Source organism: Streptomyces sp. NPDC002619, from assembly GCF_042889305.1.
Lineage (GTDB): Bacteria > Actinomycetota > Actinomycetes > Streptomycetales > Streptomycetaceae > Streptomyces.
In genome coordinates, this window is sequence record NZ_JBIAQV010000027.1 from 18,388 (window position 1) to 36,883 (window position 18,496).

Sequence of the window (18,496 nt, forward strand, 5' to 3'; positions counted from 1 at the left end):
GCTGTCAACGCATTAACGGGCGATGCGGGCCGGGCACCTCGATGTCGGATTCCTGCCAGCTCCCGCCCCCGGACGGCTGGTTGAGTGAGTCGTATGACGCATCACAGCACCCTGCGGGACCGTGCCCTCGCCTTCCGCGCCCTGCACATCCCGGGGCGTCCGCTCGTCCTCGCGAACGCCTGGGACGCGCTGAGCGCGCGGCTCGCCGAGGACGCGGGAGGCGCCGCCGTGGCGACCACCAGCGCCGGCCTCGCCTGGGCGCTCGGCGCCCCGGACGGCGACCGGCTGGAGCGCGATGCCGCGCTGGACGCCGTCGCCCGGATCGCCGCCGCCGTGCGGGTCCCCGTCAGCGCCGACATCGAGAGCGGGTACGCGAAGGACCCGGCGGGCGTCGCCGACACCGTGCGCGCGGTGCTCGCGACCGGGGCGGTGGGCGTCAACATCGAGGACGCCTCGTACCAGGAGGGCACCGGGCCGCTGCGCCCGGTCGCCGAGCAGGCCGAGCGGATTGCCGCCGCGCGTGAGGCGGCCGACGCCGCCGGTGTGCCGCTCTTCGTCAACGCCAGAATCGACACCTTCCTGCGCGGCGCCGGGGGAGTGGACGCCACCCTGGAGCGGGCCGCCGCCTACCGGGCCGCGGGCGCCGACGGGATCTTCGCCCCGGGGGCCGTCGACCCGGAGACGGTGAAGGCGCTCGCCGACGGCATCGACGGTCCGCTCAACGTGATGGTGGGGCCGGGCGCGCCCGCGGTCGCCGAACTCGCCGCGCTCGGCGTTGCCAGGGTCAGCGCCGGCTCCGGCCTCGCCCAGGCCGCGTACGCCGTGGTCCGCCGAGCCGCGCGGGAGCTGCTGGACGGCGGGACGTACGACGCGCTCGCGGGCGGGCTCGACTACGGCGAGCTCAACTCGCTGCTGACGCCGGGGCGTTGAGTCAGGCGTCGCGCATCAGCTCGGCCAGGCGGTGGTCGAGGTCGCGCTGGAGATGCTCGAGACCGACGTCGACGAGGTCGTCGGTCGCCTTCAGGAACCGGCGTATCTCGCCCGTGCGGACATGCACGACGGCGGTGCCCTCGGGGGCGTGGAACTCCAGGACGGTGCGGTCGTAGCCGTACGGCCGCACCCGTACGTCGCCGTGCCCCTCGGGGCCGTGCAGACCGGCCGCGAGAAGCTCACGCGCGAAGGTCCAGCGCACCTCCACCCCTTCCAGGGTGGCCGGGGCGGGGAAGCTCATCTGGACGGCGAACGGATCGTGCCGGTCGTAGCGCAGCGTGGCGGGAATGCTCGGCATGCGCGGCGCGGCAGCGACGAGGCGGGCCTCTACGGGCTGCTCGATGACGGTGGACAACGCCTTGCTCCCTTGTGACGGCTGGACGAACTTCCGGGCGGATGGGTCCTCGCACAGGAGGAGACGACGGATCCGGCGTATCCGTGCACACGAATACCGAGTGACGTCGGTCACCGCAAGGCCCAACGGCGGGCCCCGGGCCCCCTGGACGGCCGCGGGGGAGTGGACTAGCTTCGCCCGCCATGAGGCGCTTGGGAAGCACGCGACGCAGGGGACGTACGAGCCGAGTAGTGGCCGCGGGGGTGGCGTGCGGGGCGGCGCTGGCCGCGCTGACGGTCGGCCCCGCCGAGGCCGGGACACCGGACCACCGCGGCCCGCACTGGGAACTCAAGGACAGCGGCACCCCCGAGGTGCGCTACCGCGGACTGGCCGCCGTCGACCGGCACACCGCCTGGCTGGCCGGCACCGCCGGCACCGTCCTGCGCACCACGGACGGCGGGGCGAGCTGGCGGAACGTCTCCCCGCCGGGCGCCGCCGACCTCCAGTTCCGGGACGTCGAGGCGTTCGACGCGCGCCGCGCGGTAGTGCTGGCCATAGGCGAGGGCGAGGCCTCCCGCGTGTATCGCACCGACGACGGCGGAGCGACCTGGACCGAGTCCTTCCGCAACACCGACGCGAAGGCCTTCTACGACTGCCTCGCCTTCTTCGACCCCCGCCACGGCCTCGCCATGAGCGACCCCGTGGACGGAAAGTTCCGCATCCTGTCCACCAGCGACGGCGGCCGGTCCTGGCGGGTGCTGCCGAACGAGGGCATGCCGGCCGCCCTGGACGGCGAGGCGGGCTTCGCGGCGAGCGGCCAGTGCCTGGTCACGTCCGGTCCGAAGGACGTCTGGCTGGCCACCGGCGGCGCCGCCCACGCGCGCGTGCTGCACTCGGCCGACCGCGGCCTGACCTGGACAGCGGCCGACACCCCGATCCCGGCCGGCGACCCGGCCCGCGGCGTCTTCGCCCTCGCCTTCCGCGACCGCGCCCACGGCCTCGCCGTCGGCGGCGACTACCGAGCCGACCAGCCCTCGCCGCAGTCCGCGGCCGTCACCCCCGACGGCGGCCGCACCTGGCGGCCCGCCGAGACGCCCCCGCCCGCCTACCGCTCCGGCGCCGCCTGGCTCCCGCACAGCCGCACCGGCGCGCTCGCCGTGGGCCCCACGGGCACCGACGTGACGACCGACGGCGGCCGCACCTGGCGCACGATCGACACCGGGTCGTACGACACCGTGGACTGCACCTCCGATCTGAGCTGCTGGGCGGCGGGGGAGAAGGGGCGCGTGGCCCGGCTGGAGAACTGAGGTAACACGCCGGAACCCCGGGTACTCGGACACCGCACGCGACACGGAAGGAAGTGAGCGGTGGTGCCACGGGGTTCCAGTTCCAAGCGGGAGCGTCAGTACGAGCACATTAGGGAGAGCGCGCTGGAGCGGGGCGAGAGCACGCGGCGCGCGGAGGAGATCGCCGCCCGGACGGTCAACAAGGAGCGCGCCCGCGCCGGCGAGTCGCAGGAGGCCAGTCGCACCTCGATCCAGGACATGTCGTCCGGCGAACGCGGCGGCCGGCGGTCGCACAGCGGTGCCCAGGGGCCGACCTACGACCAGCTGTACGAGGAGGCCAGGCAGCGGGGTATCCATGGCCGTTCGGACATGAACAAGGAGCAGTTGCGGCACGCGCTGGACGAGAAGAAGAGCTGACCCGCCGCCCGGGCCTCGCAACCGCCGTCCCGGCCCGTACTGTTGGCCCACCATGACGACCGTACGCGTCCCCGAGGGGCGGCCCGCGACCGAGGAGCAGGCCCGTGCCGTGCAGGACGAGCTGCGCGGGCGGTTGGTCCTGGACGAGGTCGGACCGCCGCCGGGGACGGGCCGGGTGACGGGGGTCGACGTCGCCTACGACGACGCGCGCGACCTCGTCGCGGCGGCGGCCGTCGTGCTGGACGCGGCTTCCCTGGAGGTCGTCGCCGAGGCGACCGCCATCGGCCGGGTCTCCTTCCCGTACGTGCCCGGACTACTGGCCTTCCGCGAGATCCCCACCGTGCTCGCGGCCCTCGACGCGCTGCCCTGCCCGCCCGGCCTGGTCGTCTGCGACGGCTACGGCCTGGCGCACCCGCGCCGCTTCGGACTCGCCAGCCACCTGGGCGTCCTCACCGGCCTGCCCACGATCGGCGTCGCCAAGAACCCGTTCACGTTCGGGTACGACGACCCGGGCCCGGGGCGCGGCAGCGTCTCCCCGCTGCTTGCGGGCGCCGAGGAGGTCGGCCGCGCCCTGCGCACCCGGGACGCCGTCAAACCGGTCTTCGTGTCCGTCGGCCACCGGGTGAGCCTGGACAACGCCTGCGCGCACACGCTCGCGCTCACCCCGCGCTACCGGCTCCCGGAGACGACGCGCAGGGCGGACGCGTTGTGCCGCCAGGCGCTTCGGGAGGCCTCCGAGTAGGCCTCTGAGTACGTCGTCTGAGTACCCGTACGGATGTCAGTGTGCGGCCCGCCCGGAAGGCTGGGCCGCATGACGACGCACCGTTCCCCGAAGTCCGCCCGCCCTGTCCACCCCGCCCAGCCCGTCGAGCGCGCCGTGACGGCGTCACTGATCGTCGCCGTGCTGGCGGGGATCGCCTGGATAGGCGGGATGCTCTACGCCGTGACCACGGGCCTCTAGAAACACCGTTCGGGCTTCTAGAACGCGGCCGCCACCCGGAACGTGATCCCCGCCCGGCGCAGCCGCTCCGTGAGCGCGTCGCCCATCGCCACCGCCGTCGTGACCTGGCCGGCGGTCGGCGGCAGGTCGTCGAAGGCCAGGGACAGGGCCGCCTCGGCGAACATCTTCGCCGTCTCGTCGTAGCCGGGATCGCCGCCGGAGACCTCTGTGAACACGCGCCGGCCGCCGCCCTCGCCGACGAAGCGGACCGAGAACCAGCTCTTCGCGCGCTTCTGCTCACTGGGTCCGTCGCCGGGCTTGAGCCGGTCGGACAGCCAGCTGCGAGCGGGCGGCAGCTGGGCCGCGGCGGCGATCGCACCCACGGCCGCGATCCCGCCCAGCGCGACGGGCAGCCGGCGCACCGCCGCGTAGTGCCGGTAGCGGAAGTCGGGGCCGTACCGCCCCAGGGCCTTCGCCGAGCGGCGCACGATCTGCGGGTCGATGGTCGGCAGGGGCAGCGCCCAGGCACCCACCTCCTTGGCGAACCGCGGCGCACCCGTCGGCGCGCTCGCCCGGCGCGTCACCAGCCGGGGCTCGTGACGGCCGCGGTCACGTGCGGCCGCCGCCATCTGCCGCGCGCGGGCGAACTGGTTGAGAGCCGAGGCGAGGGTGCCGCCCGAGAACGTCGCGTCGACGCTCACATAGCCGTCCACGGTCAGCGGTACGCCCTTCGGCAGCTGCTGGACGGTGAAGTACGCCCCGAGGTCGTGCGGGACCGAGTCGAAACCGCAGGCGTGCAGCAGCCGGGCGCCGGTCTCACGCGCGCGTGCCTCATGACGGACGTACATCAGGTCCACGAACTCGGGCTCACCCGTGAGGTCGAGATAGTCGGTCCCCGTGTCCGCGCAGGCGGCGACGAGTTCCTCGCCGTAGCGGATGTACGGCCCGACGGTCGAGGCCACCACGCGCGCGTGCTCGGCGAGTGCGCGCAGGGTGGCGGGTTCGGCCACGTCGGCCCGCAGCACCCCGATCCCGGCGCCGCCCGGCAGCCGCTCGCGCAGCGCCTCGAGTCTGCCCTCGTCGCGGCCGGCGATCGCCCAGCGCAGGTCCTCGGGCGCGTGCGTGGCGAGGTACTGCGCGGTGAGTGTGCCGACGAAGCCCGTGGCTCCGAAGAGGACGATGTCGTAGGGGCGATCCGCCCTGTTCAGCCTGCTCATGACACCCCTTGATCCCGCGGCGCGCGCCGCTGTCCGTGGCTGAGGCTAGCGTGGGGAGGCAGAGGCCCGACGACCAGCCCACAAGGCGGCGGGGCCCAGCTCCGGGTAAGTTGGCTAAGCGCTTGCTCGCCAGGCCTTGTGCCCGGTGGAACACGTTCTTAGCATCAGTGGTGTTACAGCAGTAGTGTCACATCAACTGGGGGCGGCATGACGACGGCAGGGACGCCGAAGCCGGGACACGGCCCGCTCACGGGCGTGCGCGTGGTCGAGCTGGCCGGTATCGGGCCCGGCCCGTTCGCCGCCATGCTCCTGGCCGACCTGGGCGCCGACGTCGTCCGCGTGGACCGGCCGGGCGGCCAGGGACTGGCGATCGACCCGGCGTACGACATCACCAACCGCAACAAGCGCTCCGTGGTCGTCGACCTCAAGGCCGCCGGTGGCCCGGCCCGCGTCCTCGACCTGGCCGAACGCGCCGACATCCTGATCGAGGGCTACCGCCCAGGCGTCGCCGAGCGCCTCGGCGTAGGCCCCGAGGACTGCCATGCCCGCAACCCCCGGCTCGTCTTCGGCCGGATGACCGGCTGGGGCCAGGACGGCCCCCTCGCCCAGCGCGCCGGCCACGACGTCGCGTACATCGCCGTCACCGGCACCCTCGGCATGATCGGCAACCCCGGCGAGCCCCCGGCCGTCCCCGCCAACCTGGTCGGCGACTACGCGGGCGGCTCCCTCTATCTGGTCGTCGGCGTCCTCGCCGCGCTCACCCATGCACGCGTGACCGGCACCGGACAGGTCGTCGACGCCGCCATCGTGGACGGCACCGCCCACCTCTCCTCGATGATCCACGGCATGCTCGCCGCCGGCGGCTGGCAGGACCGGCGCGGCGCCAACCTCCTGGACGGCGGCTGCCCCTACTACGGGACGTACGGGACGGCCGACGGGCAGTACATGGCCGTCGGCGCCCTGGAGCGGCAGTTCTACGAGGAGTTCCTGCGCCTGCTCGACCTGGACGACCTCGCCGGGGCCCACCGGGACTGGACCCGCTGGGGCGAGCTGCGCGAGCGGGTCGCCGCCCGCTTCAAGTCGCGCACCCGCGACGAGTGGACGGCCCTCTTCGAGGGCTCCGACGCGTGCGTGGCCCCTGTCCTGACCCTGCGCGAGGCCCCGCACCACCCGCACCTCGCGGCCCGCGGCACCTTCACCGACCACGGCGGCATCACCCAGCCCGCCCCGGCACCGAGGTTCTCCGCCACCCCGGCCGCCGTCCGCACCGGCCCCGCCCTGCCCGGCGCCGCCACCGAGGAGGTGGCCCACGACTGGGACGTACCCCGGCTGCTCGCCGAGGACGAAGACCCCCGAAAGGACGGCAATCCATGAAGCCCGCTCCGTCCCCGGGGTATCCATGCTGAACGCCGGCCCCCGCACCCGGGCCCTCCGCTGAGAAAACCCTCGTTGAAAGGCCTCCCAGTGAGCACCGAAGCGTACGTGTACGACGCGATCCGCACCCCGCGCGGCCGCGGCAAGGCGAACGGCGCCCTGCACGGCACGAAGCCCATCGACCTGGTCGTCGGACTCATCCACGAGATCCGCGACCGCTTCCCCGGCCTCGACCCGGCCGCGATCGACGACATCGTGCTCGGCGTCGTCGGCCCGGTCGGCGACCAGGGCTCCGACATCGCCCGCATCGCCGCGATCGCCGCCGGCCTGCCCGACACGGTCGCCGGCGTCCAGGAGAACCGCTTCTGTGCCTCCGGCCTGGAAGCGGTCAACCAGGCCGCCGCCCGGGTCCGTTCCGGCTGGGAGGACCTGATCCTCGCCGGTGGCGTCGAGTCCATGTCCCGGGTGCCGATGGCCTCGGACGGCGGCGCCTGGTTCAACGACCCGATGACCAACCTCGCCACGAACTTCGTGCCGCAGGGCATCGGCGCCGACCTCATCGCCACCATCGGGGGCTTCTCCCGCCGGGACGTCGACGAGTACGCGGCGCTCTCGCAGGAGCGCGCGGCGGGCGCCGCGAAGGACGGCCGCTTCGAGCGCTCCGTCGTCCCGGTCACAGACCGCAGCGGCCTCGTCGTCCTCGACCACGACGAGCACCCGCGCCCCGGCACCACCGCCGACTCCCTCGCCAAGCTCAAGCCCTCCTTCGCCGACATCGGCGAGCTGGGCGGCTTCGACGCCGTCGCGCTGCAGAAGTACCACTGGGTGGAGAAGATCGACCACGTCCACCACGCGGGCAACTCCTCCGGCATCGTGGACGGCGCCTCGCTGGTCGCCATCGGCTCGAAGGAGGTCGGCGAGCGCCACGGACTCACCCCGCGCGCGCGGATCGTCTCCGCCGCCGTCTCCGGCTCCGAGCCCACCATCATGCTCACCGGACCCGCACCGGCCAGCCGCAAGGCGCTCGCCAAGGCCGGGCTGACCATCGACGACATGGACCTCGTCGAGATCAACGAGGCGTTCGCGGCCGTCGTGCTGCGCTTCGCCAGGGACATGGGCCTGTCCCTGGACAAGATCAACGTCAACGGCGGTGCGATCGCGCTGGGCCACCCGCTCGGCGCGACCGGCGCCATGATCCTCGGCACGCTCGTCGACGAACTGGAGCGCCAGGACAAGCGCTACGGCCTCGCGACCCTCTGCGTCGGCGGCGGCATGGGCGTCGCCACCATCGTCGAGCGCATCTGAACTCCCCGCGGAATCACGACACTTCAACGGAGACGACTGTCATGACCGAGAGCACCACCATCCGCTGGGAGCAGGACGACACCGGTGTTGTCACCCTCGTCCTCGACGATCCCAACCAGTCCGCGAACACCATGAACCAGGCGTTCCGCGACTCCCTCACGGTGATCACCGACCGCCTGGAGGCCGAGAAGGACAGCATCCGGGGCGTCATCTTCACCTCCGCCAAGAAGACCTTCTTCGCGGGCGGCGACCTGCGCGACCTGATCCGGGTCACGCCCGAGACCGCACAGGACTTGTTGGACGGCGGCCTCGCCATCAAGCGCAACCTGCGCCGCATCGAGACCCTGGGCAAGCCGGTCGTCGCCGCGATCAACGGCGCCGCCCTGGGCGGCGGTTACGAACTCGCCCTCGCCTGCCACCACCGCGTCGCGCTCGACACCTCCGGCACCAAGATCGGCTGCCCCGAGGTCACGCTCGGCCTGCTCCCCGGCGGCGGCGGGGTCGTCCGTACCGTACGCCTGCTGGGCATCGCCGACGCCCTGCTGAAGGTCCTCCTCCAGGGCACCCAGTACAACGCGCGGCGCGCCCAGGAGAACGGCCTCGTCCACGAAGTGGCCGAGACGCCTGAGGAACTGCTGGCCAAGGCCCGCGCCTTCATCGACGCCAACCCCGAGTCGCAGCAGCCCTGGGACAAGCCGGGCTACCGCATCCCGGGCGGCACCCCGGCCAACCCCAAGTTCGCGGCCAACCTGCCGGCCTTCCCGGCCAACCTGCGCAAGCAGACGAACGGCGCGCCCTACCCGGCGCCCCGCAACATCCTCGCCGCCGCCGTCGAGGGTTCCCAGGTCGACTTCGAGACCGCCCAGGTCATCGAGGCCCGCTACTTCGTCGAGCTGGCCGCCGGCCAGACCTCGAAGAACATGATCCAGGCGTTCTTCTTCGACCTCCAGGCCGTCAACTCCGGCGCCAACCGTCCGCAGGGCATCGAGCCCCGCAAGGTCCGCAAGGTCGCCGTCCTCGGCGCCGGCATGATGGGCGCGGGCATCGCCTACTCGTGCGCCCGCGCGGGCATCGACGTCGTCCTCAAGGACGTCTCCCCGGAGGCCGCCCTCAAGGGCAAGGCCTACTCCGAGAAGCTGTGCGCCAAGGCCGTCTCCCGGGGCCGTACCACCCAGGAGAAGGCGGGCGCGCTGCTCGCCCGCATCACGCCCACCGCCGAGGCGGCCGCCCTCGCGGGCTGTGACGCGGTCATCGAGGCCGTCTTCGAGGACCCGGCGCTCAAGCACAAGGTGTTCCAGGAGATCGAGCACGTCGTCGACGCCGACGCCCTGCTGTGCTCCAACACCTCCACCCTCCCGATCACCGTCCTCGCCGAAGGCGTCGAGCGGCAGGCCGACTTCATCGGACTCCACTTCTTCTCGCCCGTCGACAAGATGCCCCTCGTCGAGATCATCAAGGGCGAGCGCACCGGCGACGAGGCCCTCGCCCGCGCCTTCGACCTGGTCCGACAGATCAACAAGACGCCGATCGTCGTCAACGACTCGCGCGGCTTCTTCACCTCGCGCGTCATCGGCCACTTCATCAACGAGGGCGTCGCCATGGTCGGCGAGGGCATCGAGCCCGCCTCCGTCGAGCAGGCGGCCGCCCAGGCGGGCTACCCGGCCAAGGTGCTGTCCCTCATGGACGAGCTGACCCTCACCCTCCCGCGCAAGATCCGCAACGAGTCGAAGCGGGCCGTCGAGGAGGCGGGCGGCACCTGGCCCGCGCACCCCGCCGAGGCCGTCATCGACCGCATGGTCGACGAGTTCGGGCGCACGGGCCGCAGCGGCGGCGCGGGCTTCTACGAGTACGGCGAGGACGGCAAGCGCGCCGGGCTGTGGCCGGGCCTGCGCGAGCACTTCACGAAGCCGGGCTACGAGATCCCGTTCGAGGACATGCAGGAGCGCATGCTCTTCTCCGAGGCGCTGGACACCGTCAAGCTCCTCGAAGAGGGCGTGCTGACGTCCGTCGCCGACGCCAACATCGGCTCGATCTTCGGCATCGGCTTCCCGGGCTGGACCGGCGGTGTGCTGCAGTACATCAACGGTTACGACGGTGGCCTGCCGGGCTTCGTGGCACGCGCGCGTGAGCTCGCCGAGCGCTACGGCGACCGCTTCACCCCGCCCGCCCTGCTGGTCGAGAAGGCGGAGAAGGGCGAGACCTTCACCGACGGCCGCTGACAGGCCGCAGCCGAGTGGCTCACCCCCCTTCCGGGGTGAGCCACTCCTGCAGTTCCTCCCGCAGCGACCGCTGGAAGGTCGTCAGCAGGGCCTGCACCACCAGCGGATGCATGTGCGCGGACAGCGACTTCACATCCCGCGCGTCACGTTCGGCGACCGCGTCACGCAGCAGCGCCGACAGCTCCCGGGCCGCCGCCCGCGAGTGCTCGATCAGGGCGGTGCGGGCCGCCAGGATCGTCTCCTGGGAGAACGGCACGTCGAGCAGTTCGACACCGAGCCGCAGCAGCCCGACGTCGACCCGGAACGCGTCGCCGGCCCGCTCGACCACGTTCATCGCGGCGAGCCGGTCCAGGTCCTCCGCGTCCAGCGGCCGACCCGAGCGCCGCTCCAGCTCAGCGTGCGAAAGCGTCTCCGTGGTGTCCGGGGCCCACGAGGACACCACGGCCCGGTGCACCGCGAGATCCCGCGCGCTCAGGTCCGGCGGCAGTTGCCGCAGATACCGCTCGATCGCGGCCAGCGTCATGCCCTGGTGCTGCAACTCCTCGATCAACGCGAGACGCGCCAGATGCTCACGTCCGTAGTGGCCCACCCGGCGCGCACCGATCACCGGCGGCGGCAGCAGACCCTTGGTGCCGTAGAAGCGGACCGTACGGACGGTCACGCCCGCACGCGCGGCCAGCTCATCGATGGTGAGGGCCTGCTCCGTCGGCTCCTCGGTCTCGGTCGTCATGTGCAGCAGTATCGCTGTCACACCAGTGCTGTGAAACCTCCGAGCTGCGCGGACTCGGTCCGGGACCCGCGTGTCCTGCTCGCCCTGCTGCTGCCCGGCTCGGTCTACTCGGCCGACCAGAGCCCGTTCGTGACCGTCCTGTCGAAGATCGGCGTCTCCGGCGCCGGCGACGTGATGAACCTGGTCGTCCTCACAGCCGCCATGTCGTCCCTGAACTCCGGCCTCTACTCCACCGGCCGCATCCTGCGCTCCACGGCCATGGCGGGCTCGGCTCCGAAGTTCACGGCCCGCATGAACCGCAGCCAGGTGCCCTACGGCGGCATCCCGCTGACCTGCGCGGTGTGCGTGCTCGGTGTCGGCCTCAACTACCTGATGCCCAGCCAGGCCTTCGAGATCGTACTGAACGTCGCCTCCCTCGGCATCATCAGCACCTGGGTGATCATCATGGTCTGCCACCTGGTCTTCGTCCGGCGCGCCCGGGCGGGCCTGCTCACCCGGCCGTCCTTCCGCCTCAAGGGCAGCCCCGTCACGGAGATCGCCACGGTCGCGTTCCTGCTGGTCTGCCTCGGCATGATGTGGAACGACCCCGAGGTCGGCCGCAAGACGCTCCTGCTCATCCCGGTGATCGCCCTCCTGCTCGTCGCGGGCTGGTTCGGGTGCGCCGCCGGGTGTCGAAGGCCGCCGACCAGGAGCTGGGCGAGCTCACGAAGTAGCACGTCACGGCCACTGTCAGTGGCAGCGCCTACGGTGGCGCCATGTCGGAGATCGCGTATGTCCGGGGTGACGCCACCGTGCCGTTGGGCAAGGGCGTGAAGGTGATCGCGCATGTCTGCAACGACCTCGGGGGCTGGGGCAGGGGCTTCGTCCTCGCGCTGTCGCGGCGCTGGCCGCAGCCGGAGGCGGAGTACCGCGCCTGGCACCGTGACCGCGCGGTGGGCGACTTCGGCCTGGGCGCGGTCCAACTGGTCCAGGTAGAGCGGTATGTGTGGGTGGCCAACATGATCGGCCAGCGGGGGATCAGGACCGGCAGCAAGGGCGTCCCCGTCCGGTACGACGCGATCGACACGGCGCTCGGCCGGCTCTCCGACGAAGTGATCGAACTCGGTGCCGCCGTGCACATGCCCCGCATAGGCTGCGGTCTCGCGGGCGGAAAGTGGTCCCGGATCGAGCCGCTGATCACCGAGCGGCTGGTGCAGCGGGGCATCGCCGTGACGGTGTACGACCATGGAGAGGGCGGGGGATGAGCGGCGAGTTCGATGTCCTGGTGCTTGGGGGCGCCGGCGTGGACACCATCGTGTACGTGCCGGAGCTGCCCCTCCCGTACGCCGACAGCTACATGATCGACTCCGGAATCCGCACCCGCGCCGGCCAGACCGGCGACTTCGTCGCGCTGGGCCTCGCCGCCCTCGGCCTGCGCACCCACCACCTCGACCTGCTCGGCGACGATCCCGAGGGCGACATGGTCCGCGCCCTGCACCGGGAGCGCGGCATCGCGCTCACCGCACTCCCGCAGCCCGCCGGCACCAAGCGTGCCGTGAACCTGGTCGGCCCGGACGGACGACGGCTGTCCCTGTACGACACGAGCCGCGCCCATGCCGACGACCGCTTCCCGGAGCCGGTCGTCCGGGCCCTGGCGGCGTCGAGCAGGCACGCGCACGTGGCCATCACCCACCCCTGCGCCCACGCCCTGCCCGCCCTGCGCGCGTCTGGCGTGACCGTCTCCACAGACCTGCACGACTGGGACGGCGAGAACCCCTACCACGAGCCGTTCGCCCACGCCGCGGACATCGTCTTCCTGTCGGCGACGGCCCTGACCGACCCCGAGCGGACCATGCACCGTATCGCCGAGCGGGGCACGGCACAGATCGTCGTCGCCACGGCCGGCGCCCAGGGCGCCCATCTGCTCGCCGACGGCCGGCTGACCCGCATACCGGCCGTCGTCCCGCCCGCGCCCGTGGTGGACTCCAACGGCGCGGGCGACGCGTTCGCCGCCGCCTTCCTCTTCGGCCACCTCACCGGCGAGCCGCCCCGGCGGTCCGCCCTGTACGGGGCGCTGGCCGGGGCATACGCCTGCACGGTGCCGTCGACGCAGACGGCGGGGATAGGCCGGGACGAACTCCTGGACCGCGCCGCCGCATTGGCCCCCGCCACGCGGTGAGGGGCCAAGGACGCAGCCTCGGCCCCGTGTCCCGGACCGTCAGTGCCGGTGCAGGTCGTGCGTGGCCTCGATCTTCTTCCACGACTTCGGCTGCACCGGAGCCGTCGCCGCCTTGGCGATCGCCGCCGTGCGGGCCGCAGGCGCCGCGGGCTTGACCGGCTGGAACAGCCACGTGTCGAACAGTGCGGCCAGCGGCTTTCCGGACACCTGCTCGGCGTACCGCGGGAAGTCGGCGACCGACGCGTTGCCGTACGCGTGCTCCTTCGGCCAGCCCTTCAAGATGGCGAAGAACGCGTCGTCGCCGATCTCGTTGCGCAGCGCCTGCAGGGCCAGCGCGCCCCGGTCGTAGACGGCGGCGTCGAACTGGTCGTCCGGACCCGGGTCACCTGGCTTGACGGTCCAGAACGGGTCGTCGGCCGGGTGCGAGGCGTACACGTAGTCCGCCAGCTCCTGGGCCGTGCCTTCGCCCTCGTGCTCGGACCACAGCCACTGCGCGTACGACGCGAAGCCCTCGTTGAGCCAGATGTCCTTCCAACCCTTCACCGACACGGAGTCGCCGTACCACTGGTGGGCGAGCTCGTGCACGACGACCGAGGTGTTGGAGCCCCGCGAGAACTGCCGCGGGCTGTAGAACACCCGGGTCTGCGTCTCCAGCGCGTACCCCGTGGTGGTGTTGGGCACGTACCCGCCCGCCGAGCTGAAGGGGTACGGCCCGAAGTACCCGCTCAGCCAGTCGACGAGCTCCCCGGTCCGCTCCACGCTCGCCCGCGCCGCCCCGTCGTTGTCGCCGAGGTCCTTGCTGTAGGCGTTGACGACCGGAACACCGCCGTCGGAGACACCGGTGGTGATGTCGAACTTCCCGACCGCGAGCGTGGTGAGATACGTGGCCTGCGGCTTGTTCTCACGCCAGTTCCAGCGGGTCCAGCCCAGCCGTGAACTCGTCGACTGGAGCGTGCCGTTGGAGATGACCTGGGTGTCGTCCGGCACCGCCACCGACACATCGTAGGTGGCCTTGTCCAGCGGGTGGTCGTTGCTCGGGTACCACCACCAGGCCGCCTCGGGCTCGTCCGCCGCGACCGCGCCGTCCGGCGTGCGGTGCCAGGTCGAGAAGCCGTACGCGCTCTTCGTCGACGGCACCCCGCTGTAGCGCACGACCACCGTGATCGACGTGCCCTTGGCCAGCGGCTTCTTCGGGGTGACCACCAACTCGTGGTCACCGGACGTGCTGAACGCGGCCTTGGCGCCGTTGACCCGGACCTCGCTCACGTCCAGCAGGAAGTCCAGGTCGAAGCCGGACAGGTCCTGCGTGGTCTTCGCCAGGATCGTGGTCGTCCCCTCCAACTCGTCCGTCGCGGGCTGGTACTGCAGCCGGACGTCGTAGTGGGAGACGTCGTACCCGCCGTTGCCGTAGTACGGGTAGTAGGGGTCGCCGATGCCCGGTGTGCCGGGGGAGTAGCTTGCGGCCGACGCCGGGATCGTCAGCAGGAGAGAGGCCGCCGCCAGTGCGCCCGGCGCAAGGATTCTGCGGTGCACGAGAACTCCAAGTCGTAGAGCCGAGAAGTCGGTTCGGAGCCTATTCAGACCCTGTGGGCTCTGACGTGTCCACGGCCGCCGCTGTCACACGATCGCCATTCGGCCGACATGAGCGAACCCGGCCCAGGGGTTCGGAACTGCTGCCGCGTGACGGAACCCGAGCGAGTTCTGGCGACCATGAGTGAGCGTTACTGCTGCGGTTCATTGCGAGGGCGGGTGTCCCCATGGGGCGAACGGGAGTTTGTGTGCCGAACGCGTGACCTTTCTCGTGGTCGGCTCGTTGCGGGTGGTGACGGATGACCGGGGCGGGGATCGGGGGCGGGGACCGTGGGCGGGTTGCGGGAGTTGGCGGAACCCTTTGTGGTGCCCGGCCCTGCGGGGGTGGCGATCAGGGCCCGGCTGCGGGTGTCGGACACGGACGCGGCGGCGCTGCGGGAGGTCGGGGCGTTTGTGGGTGGGCTGGCCGCCGGTGACCTCGCACGGAGGTGCGGGCAGCGGCTGGGCACGATGCCGGGTCGTGGGCGGTGCGCAAGCGGGAGCTGACCGGTCTCTCGTCGGCGCGGTGGGCGGGCAGTGTCACGAAGGCCACGCATGATCAGTGGGCGCTGGCCCGGCGCGGTCAGACGGCGGAGCTGGCCTGGCTGCGCGGGCAGATCACGCAGATCGAGGCGCGGCTGGCCCGCCCGCTGGGCGCGAAGGCGGACAAGCGGGCCGGGTTGCCGCGGGGGTACGGGTCGCGGGCGCAGTGGCATGCCAAGTCCCGGCGCCTGCACGCTCTGCGGGATCGGCTGGTGCGGCTGGAGGCGGACTGGTCGGTGGGCCGGGTGCACGTGGTGCGCGGCGGCAAACAGCTCGCCCGCCTGCGCCACCACCTCGACCAGGCCGGGCTGGACGTGAGCGGCTGGCGCCGGCGGTGGGAGGCGGCGCGGATGTTCCTGTCGGCGGACGGGGAGTCCGGCAAACGCTTCGGGAACGAGACCATCCGCATCACCGACACCGGACACATCCTGATCAGACTTCCCGCCGCCCTCGCCCACCTGGCCAACGCCCCGCACGGCCGCTACCGGCTCGACGCGACCGTCCGCTTCGCGCACCGGGGCGGGGAATGGTGCGACCGGATCACCGCGAACCGGGCGGTGGCCTACCGCATCCACCACGACCCGGTACGCGGCCGCTGGTATGTGACCGCGTCCTGGCAGCGCAGCCCCGCCCCCGTGCTGCCGCTGGAGACGGCCCTGGCCCGGGGTGTGGTCGCGGTCGACATGAACGACGACCACCTCGCCGCCTGGCAGTTGGATGTGCACGGCAACCCGGTCGGCGAGCCCCGGCGGTTCTTCTACGACCTGTCCGGCACCACCGCGCACCGGGATGCGCAGATCCGGCACGCCCTGACCCGGCTGCTGCATTACACCCGTGTCACCGGCGCGGCGGCGATCGCCATCGAGGACCTCGACTTCACCGCCGGCACGTCCCGCGAACGGTACGGCCGCAACAAGCGTTTCCGCCGGCTCCTCTCCCGCTTCCCCACCGCCCGGCTGAAGGCACGGCTGACGGCGATGGCCGCCGAGCAGGACATCGCGGTCGTCGCGGTCGATCCGGCGTACACCTCCCGGTGGGGCGCCCAGCACTGGCAGCAGCCCCTGACCAGCCAGACTCGCAAGGTTTCCCGGCACGATGCAGCCTGCATCGCGATCGGGCGACGCGCCCTCGGGCACCCGATCCGGCGACGGACGGCACCGCCCCCGCACGACCAGAGCGATCGTGCGGGGCATCGGACCGTCCAGGCCGGACCGGACACCCGCAGGCGCGAGGGAACCCGCCACCCCGTCACGGACCGTGCACACGATGCACGCGCCCGGACAGGGACACCCGAAAGAACGCGGGCGACCAGCGCATCCACAACCGTTCGGGATGCGCGCAGTACCAGGATGTGGGTCCAGGACTCACTCCTGCGCACTGATTAGGAACGGTGCTTACCGGCCACTGCGGACCCTCATGTGCCCTCTTCTGCACGGGAGTTGACCGGGGTACCGTCCGCGCATGCCGATACGCACGCGCTTCACGATCTGGAGAACGCTCGCGGCCGCAGCCGTCGCCGCCCTGCTGGCCGCCTTCCTGACCCCGGCGGCGGCCCAGGCGGCCACCCGGGAGAGCCGGCCCGTCTACTCGTACGCGAACGCCGTCCGCGAGGCCGTCTGGGTGGACACGGGCCTGGACGGCGACGGCGACGGCAGGAGCGATCGGGTCGCCGCCGACATCGTCCGGCCCCGCGAACCCGCCCAGCAGGGCCGCAAGGTGCCCGTCATCATGGATGCCAGCCCCTACTACTCCTGCTGCGGACGCGGCAACGAGAGCCAGCTGAAGACGTACGACGCGCAGGGGAACGTCGTCCAGATGCCGCTCTTCTACGACAACTACTTCGTGCCCCGCGGCTACGCCTTCGTCGGCGTCGACCTCGCCGGCACCAACCGCTCCGACGGGTGCATCGACATCGGCGGACGCTCCGACATCCAGTCCGCGAAGGCCGTGATCGACTGGCTGAACGGGCGCGCCAAGGCCTACACCAGCCGCACCGGCACCACCACGGTCAGGGCGAACTGGACCAACGGCAGTACCGGGATGATCGGCAAGAGCTGGGACGGCACCATCGCCAACGGCGTCGCCGCCACCGGCGTCAAGGGACTGAAGACCATCGTCCCGATCAGCGCCATCTCCTCCTGGTACGACTACTACTTCGCCAAGGGCGCCCCGCTCTACGACTCCGGTCCCAACTGGCTGGCCGACGCCGTCGAGAGCGACGACGCCCACGCCCACTGCGCCGCCGTACAGCAGAAGCTCGTCGACGGCGCGCCGCGCACCGGCGACTGGACCGGACTGTGGACCGAGCGTGACTACGTCAAGGACGCGGGCAAGGTGCGCGCGAGCGTGTTCCTCACCCACGGTCTGCAGGACCTCAACGTCCGCACCAAGCACTTCGGGCAGTGGTGGAACGCCCTCGCGAAGAACGGCGTCGAGCGCAAGATCTGGCTCTCCCAGACCGGCCATGTCGACCCCTTCGACTACCGCCGCGGCGCGTGGGTCGACACCCTGCACCGCTGGTTCGACCACGAACTCCTCGGCTACGACAACGGCATCGACCGTGAGCCGATGGCCGACATCGAACGCCACCCCGACCAGTGGGTCACCTCGAAGGTCTGGCCGCCGAGCGGTACCCGCGCCACCACCCTGCGCCCCGCGACCGGTGCCCAGCCCGGTGTGGGCACCCTCGGCCTGCTCCCCGGAACCGGCACCGAGACCTTCACCGACGACCCGAAGCTGAGCGAGACGGACTGGGCCGCGAAGACCGGTACGCCGACCCTCGAGAAGGCCGGCTTCGTCACCGGGCAGCTCACCCGCGACCTGCGTCTGTCGGGGTCCTCGAAGGTCACGGTCACCGCCACCCCGACCACCGCGACGGCCCACCTCTCCGCCGTCCTCGTGGACCTCGGCCCCGACACCATCCGTGACTACGCCGACGCCGCCGAGGGCATCAACACCCTCACCGACCGCACCTGCTGGGGCGAGAGCACCGCCGGGGACAGCGCCTGCTTCAAGGTGACGAAGGCGAAGACGACGTCCGTCGGCGCCACCGTGTTCAGCCGCGGCTGGGCGGACCTCGGCAACTACGCCTCCGACCGCAAGGGCGTCCCGCTCACCCCGGGCAGGGCGTACACGATCACCCTCGACCTGGCCGCGACCGACCACGTCGTCCCCAAGGGCCACCGCCTCGCCCTGATCGTCGCGGGCACCGACCGGGACCTGATCGACCCACCGTCCACCACACCCACACTCACCCTGGACCTGTCCCGTACGGCGGCCAGGGTCCCGCTGGTCGGTGGCGCGGCTGCGTTCACCCACGCCACGTCCGGCACGACTTCGGTCGCTCCTGGGGCAACGACCCTCGACGGCGTACGGGCCCCGCGCACCGTCCACCGCGTCCCCATGGGCTGACCG

15 protein-coding genes and 2 pseudogenes are annotated in these 18,496 nt (G+C 72.1%); 13 read left to right on the forward strand and 4 right to left on the reverse strand.

Translation table 11 applies throughout. The features are described 5' to 3' along the window. Positions 1–93: 93 nt before the first annotated feature. Positions 94–930 (forward strand): isocitrate lyase/phosphoenolpyruvate mutase family protein, encoded by an 837-nt coding sequence (locus ACFYXB_RS31410; protein ID WP_389588063.1) that lies wholly within the window; start codon positions 94–96, stop codon positions 928–930. Between the two features lies 1 nt (position 931). Here the strand turns inward: ACFYXB_RS31410 and ACFYXB_RS31415 are convergent, their stop codons facing one another. Continuing rightward, positions 932–1,345 carry an SsgA family sporulation/cell division regulator gene (locus ACFYXB_RS31415; protein ID WP_389588064.1) on the reverse strand — a complete coding sequence of 138 codons (414 nt, stop codon included), beginning with the start codon at positions 1,343–1,345 and terminating at the stop codon, positions 932–934. Between the two features lie 182 nt (positions 1,346–1,527). Between ACFYXB_RS31415 and ACFYXB_RS31420 the strand changes: the two genes are divergently transcribed. From ACFYXB_RS31420 to mmpA, 4 genes are all read left to right on the forward strand, one after another. Beyond that, positions 1,528–2,631 (forward strand): WD40/YVTN/BNR-like repeat-containing protein, encoded by a 1,104-nt coding sequence (locus ACFYXB_RS31420; RefSeq protein ID WP_389588066.1) that lies wholly within the window; start codon positions 1,528–1,530, stop codon positions 2,629–2,631. Positions 2,632–2,694: 63 nt separating this feature from the next. Further along, positions 2,695–3,027, forward strand: coding sequence for a plasmid stabilization protein (locus ACFYXB_RS31425; RefSeq protein ID WP_389588068.1), 333 nt, complete (start codon positions 2,695–2,697; stop codon positions 3,025–3,027). A gap of 52 nt (positions 3,028–3,079) precedes the next feature. Continuing rightward, a complete protein-coding gene (locus ACFYXB_RS31430) occupies positions 3,080–3,769 on the forward strand; it encodes an endonuclease V (protein WP_351359194.1) in 690 nt (229 codons plus the stop codon). A 69-nt stretch (positions 3,770–3,838) separates the two neighbouring features. Next, positions 3,839–3,988 (forward strand): morphogenic membrane protein MmpA, encoded by a 150-nt coding sequence (gene mmpA / locus ACFYXB_RS31435; RefSeq protein WP_389588070.1) that lies wholly within the window; start codon positions 3,839–3,841, stop codon positions 3,986–3,988. Positions 3,989–4,005: 17 nt separating this feature from the next. Here mmpA and ACFYXB_RS31440 read toward each other — a convergent pair whose 3' ends face one another. Next, positions 4,006–5,184 (reverse strand): saccharopine dehydrogenase family protein, encoded by a 1,179-nt coding sequence (locus tag ACFYXB_RS31440; protein ID WP_389588072.1) that lies wholly within the window; start codon positions 5,182–5,184, stop codon positions 4,006–4,008. A gap of 207 nt (positions 5,185–5,391) precedes the next feature. Between ACFYXB_RS31440 and ACFYXB_RS31445 the strand changes: the two genes are divergently transcribed. From ACFYXB_RS31445 to ACFYXB_RS31455, 3 genes are all read left to right on the forward strand, one after another. Then, on the forward strand, positions 5,392–6,558 hold the full coding sequence (locus ACFYXB_RS31445; RefSeq protein ID WP_351359203.1) for a CaiB/BaiF CoA-transferase family protein: 1,167 nt from the start codon (positions 5,392–5,394) through the stop codon (positions 6,556–6,558). A gap of 90 nt (positions 6,559–6,648) precedes the next feature. Then, the gene (locus ACFYXB_RS31450; RefSeq protein WP_389588075.1) at positions 6,649–7,863 is read left to right on the forward strand and encodes an acetyl-CoA C-acetyltransferase; all 1,215 of its coding nucleotides are present in this window, start codon (positions 6,649–6,651) and stop codon (positions 7,861–7,863) included. A 41-nt stretch (positions 7,864–7,904) separates the two neighbouring features. Then, positions 7,905–10,082: a 3-hydroxyacyl-CoA dehydrogenase NAD-binding domain-containing protein gene (locus ACFYXB_RS31455; protein ID WP_389588077.1), complete on the forward strand. Its 2,178-nt coding sequence runs from the start codon at positions 7,905–7,907 to the stop codon at positions 10,080–10,082. A 19-nt stretch (positions 10,083–10,101) separates the two neighbouring features. On the opposite strand, the gene ACFYXB_RS31460 is transcribed toward ACFYXB_RS31455, so the two are convergent. Then, positions 10,102–10,812 carry a MerR family transcriptional regulator gene (locus ACFYXB_RS31460; protein WP_389588079.1) on the reverse strand — a complete coding sequence of 237 codons (711 nt, stop codon included), beginning with the start codon at positions 10,810–10,812 and terminating at the stop codon, positions 10,102–10,104. Positions 10,813–10,884: 72 nt separating this feature from the next. Here ACFYXB_RS31460 and ACFYXB_RS31465 point away from each other — a divergent pair. The 3 genes and pseudogenes from ACFYXB_RS31465 to ACFYXB_RS31475 all read left to right on the forward strand — a co-directional run. Beyond that, positions 10,885–11,525: pseudogene (locus tag ACFYXB_RS31465) on the forward strand (amino acid permease); the annotation flags it as partial. Positions 11,526–11,567: 42 nt separating this feature from the next. Then, entirely contained in the window at positions 11,568–12,056 is a 489-nt protein-coding gene (locus ACFYXB_RS31470; protein WP_389588081.1) for a macro domain-containing protein, read from the forward strand. Further along, entirely contained in the window at positions 12,053–12,970 is a 918-nt protein-coding gene (locus ACFYXB_RS31475; RefSeq protein ID WP_389588083.1) for a PfkB family carbohydrate kinase, read from the forward strand. Before ACFYXB_RS31470 ends, ACFYXB_RS31475 begins: the two co-directional genes overlap by 4 nt. A 39-nt stretch (positions 12,971–13,009) precedes the next feature. Here ACFYXB_RS31475 and ACFYXB_RS31480 read toward each other — a convergent pair whose 3' ends face one another. Beyond that, complete coding sequence (locus ACFYXB_RS31480; RefSeq protein WP_389588085.1) at positions 13,010–14,503, reverse strand: M1 family metallopeptidase; 1,494 nt, start codon at positions 14,501–14,503, stop codon at positions 13,010–13,012. A 327-nt stretch (positions 14,504–14,830) separates the two neighbouring features. On the opposite strand from ACFYXB_RS31480, the pseudogene ACFYXB_RS31485 reads away from it, so the two are divergent. Beyond that, a pseudogene (locus ACFYXB_RS31485) lies at positions 14,831–16,467 on the forward strand (IS200/IS605 family accessory protein TnpB-related protein). Positions 16,468–16,543: 76 nt separating this feature from the next. Next, a complete protein-coding gene (locus ACFYXB_RS31490; RefSeq protein ID WP_389588087.1) occupies positions 16,544–18,493 on the forward strand; it encodes a Xaa-Pro dipeptidyl-peptidase in 1,950 nt (649 codons plus the stop codon). Positions 18,494–18,496 lie beyond the last annotated feature (3 nt).

Bases quoted from the DNA above. Each gene is read 5' to 3' on its own strand.
- ACFYXB_RS31445 (WP_351359203.1), top strand. From the start codon at position 5,392: ATGACGACGGCAGGGACGCCGAAGCCGGGACACGGCCCGCTCACGGGC.
- ACFYXB_RS31470 (WP_389588081.1), top strand. From the start codon at position 11,568: ATGTCGGAGATCGCGTATGTCCGGGGTGACGCCACCGTGCCGTTGGGC.
- ACFYXB_RS31490 (WP_389588087.1), top strand. From the start codon at position 16,544: ATGCCGATACGCACGCGCTTCACGATCTGGAGAACGCTCGCGGCCGCA.
- ACFYXB_RS31460 (WP_389588079.1), bottom strand. From the start codon at position 10,812: ATGACGACCGAGACCGAGGAGCCGACGGAGCAGGCCCTCACCATCGAT.
- ACFYXB_RS31440 (WP_389588072.1), bottom strand. From the start codon at position 5,184: ATGAGCAGGCTGAACAGGGCGGATCGCCCCTACGACATCGTCCTCTTC.
- mmpA (WP_389588070.1), top strand. From the start codon at position 3,839: ATGACGACGCACCGTTCCCCGAAGTCCGCCCGCCCTGTCCACCCCGCC.
- ACFYXB_RS31420 (WP_389588066.1), top strand. From the start codon at position 1,528: ATGAGGCGCTTGGGAAGCACGCGACGCAGGGGACGTACGAGCCGAGTA.
- ACFYXB_RS31455 (WP_389588077.1), top strand. From the start codon at position 7,905: ATGACCGAGAGCACCACCATCCGCTGGGAGCAGGACGACACCGGTGTT.
- ACFYXB_RS31410 (WP_389588063.1), top strand. From the start codon at position 94: ATGACGCATCACAGCACCCTGCGGGACCGTGCCCTCGCCTTCCGCGCC.
- ACFYXB_RS31475 (WP_389588083.1), top strand. From the start codon at position 12,053: ATGAGCGGCGAGTTCGATGTCCTGGTGCTTGGGGGCGCCGGCGTGGAC.
- ACFYXB_RS31430 (WP_351359194.1), top strand. From the start codon at position 3,080: ATGACGACCGTACGCGTCCCCGAGGGGCGGCCCGCGACCGAGGAGCAG.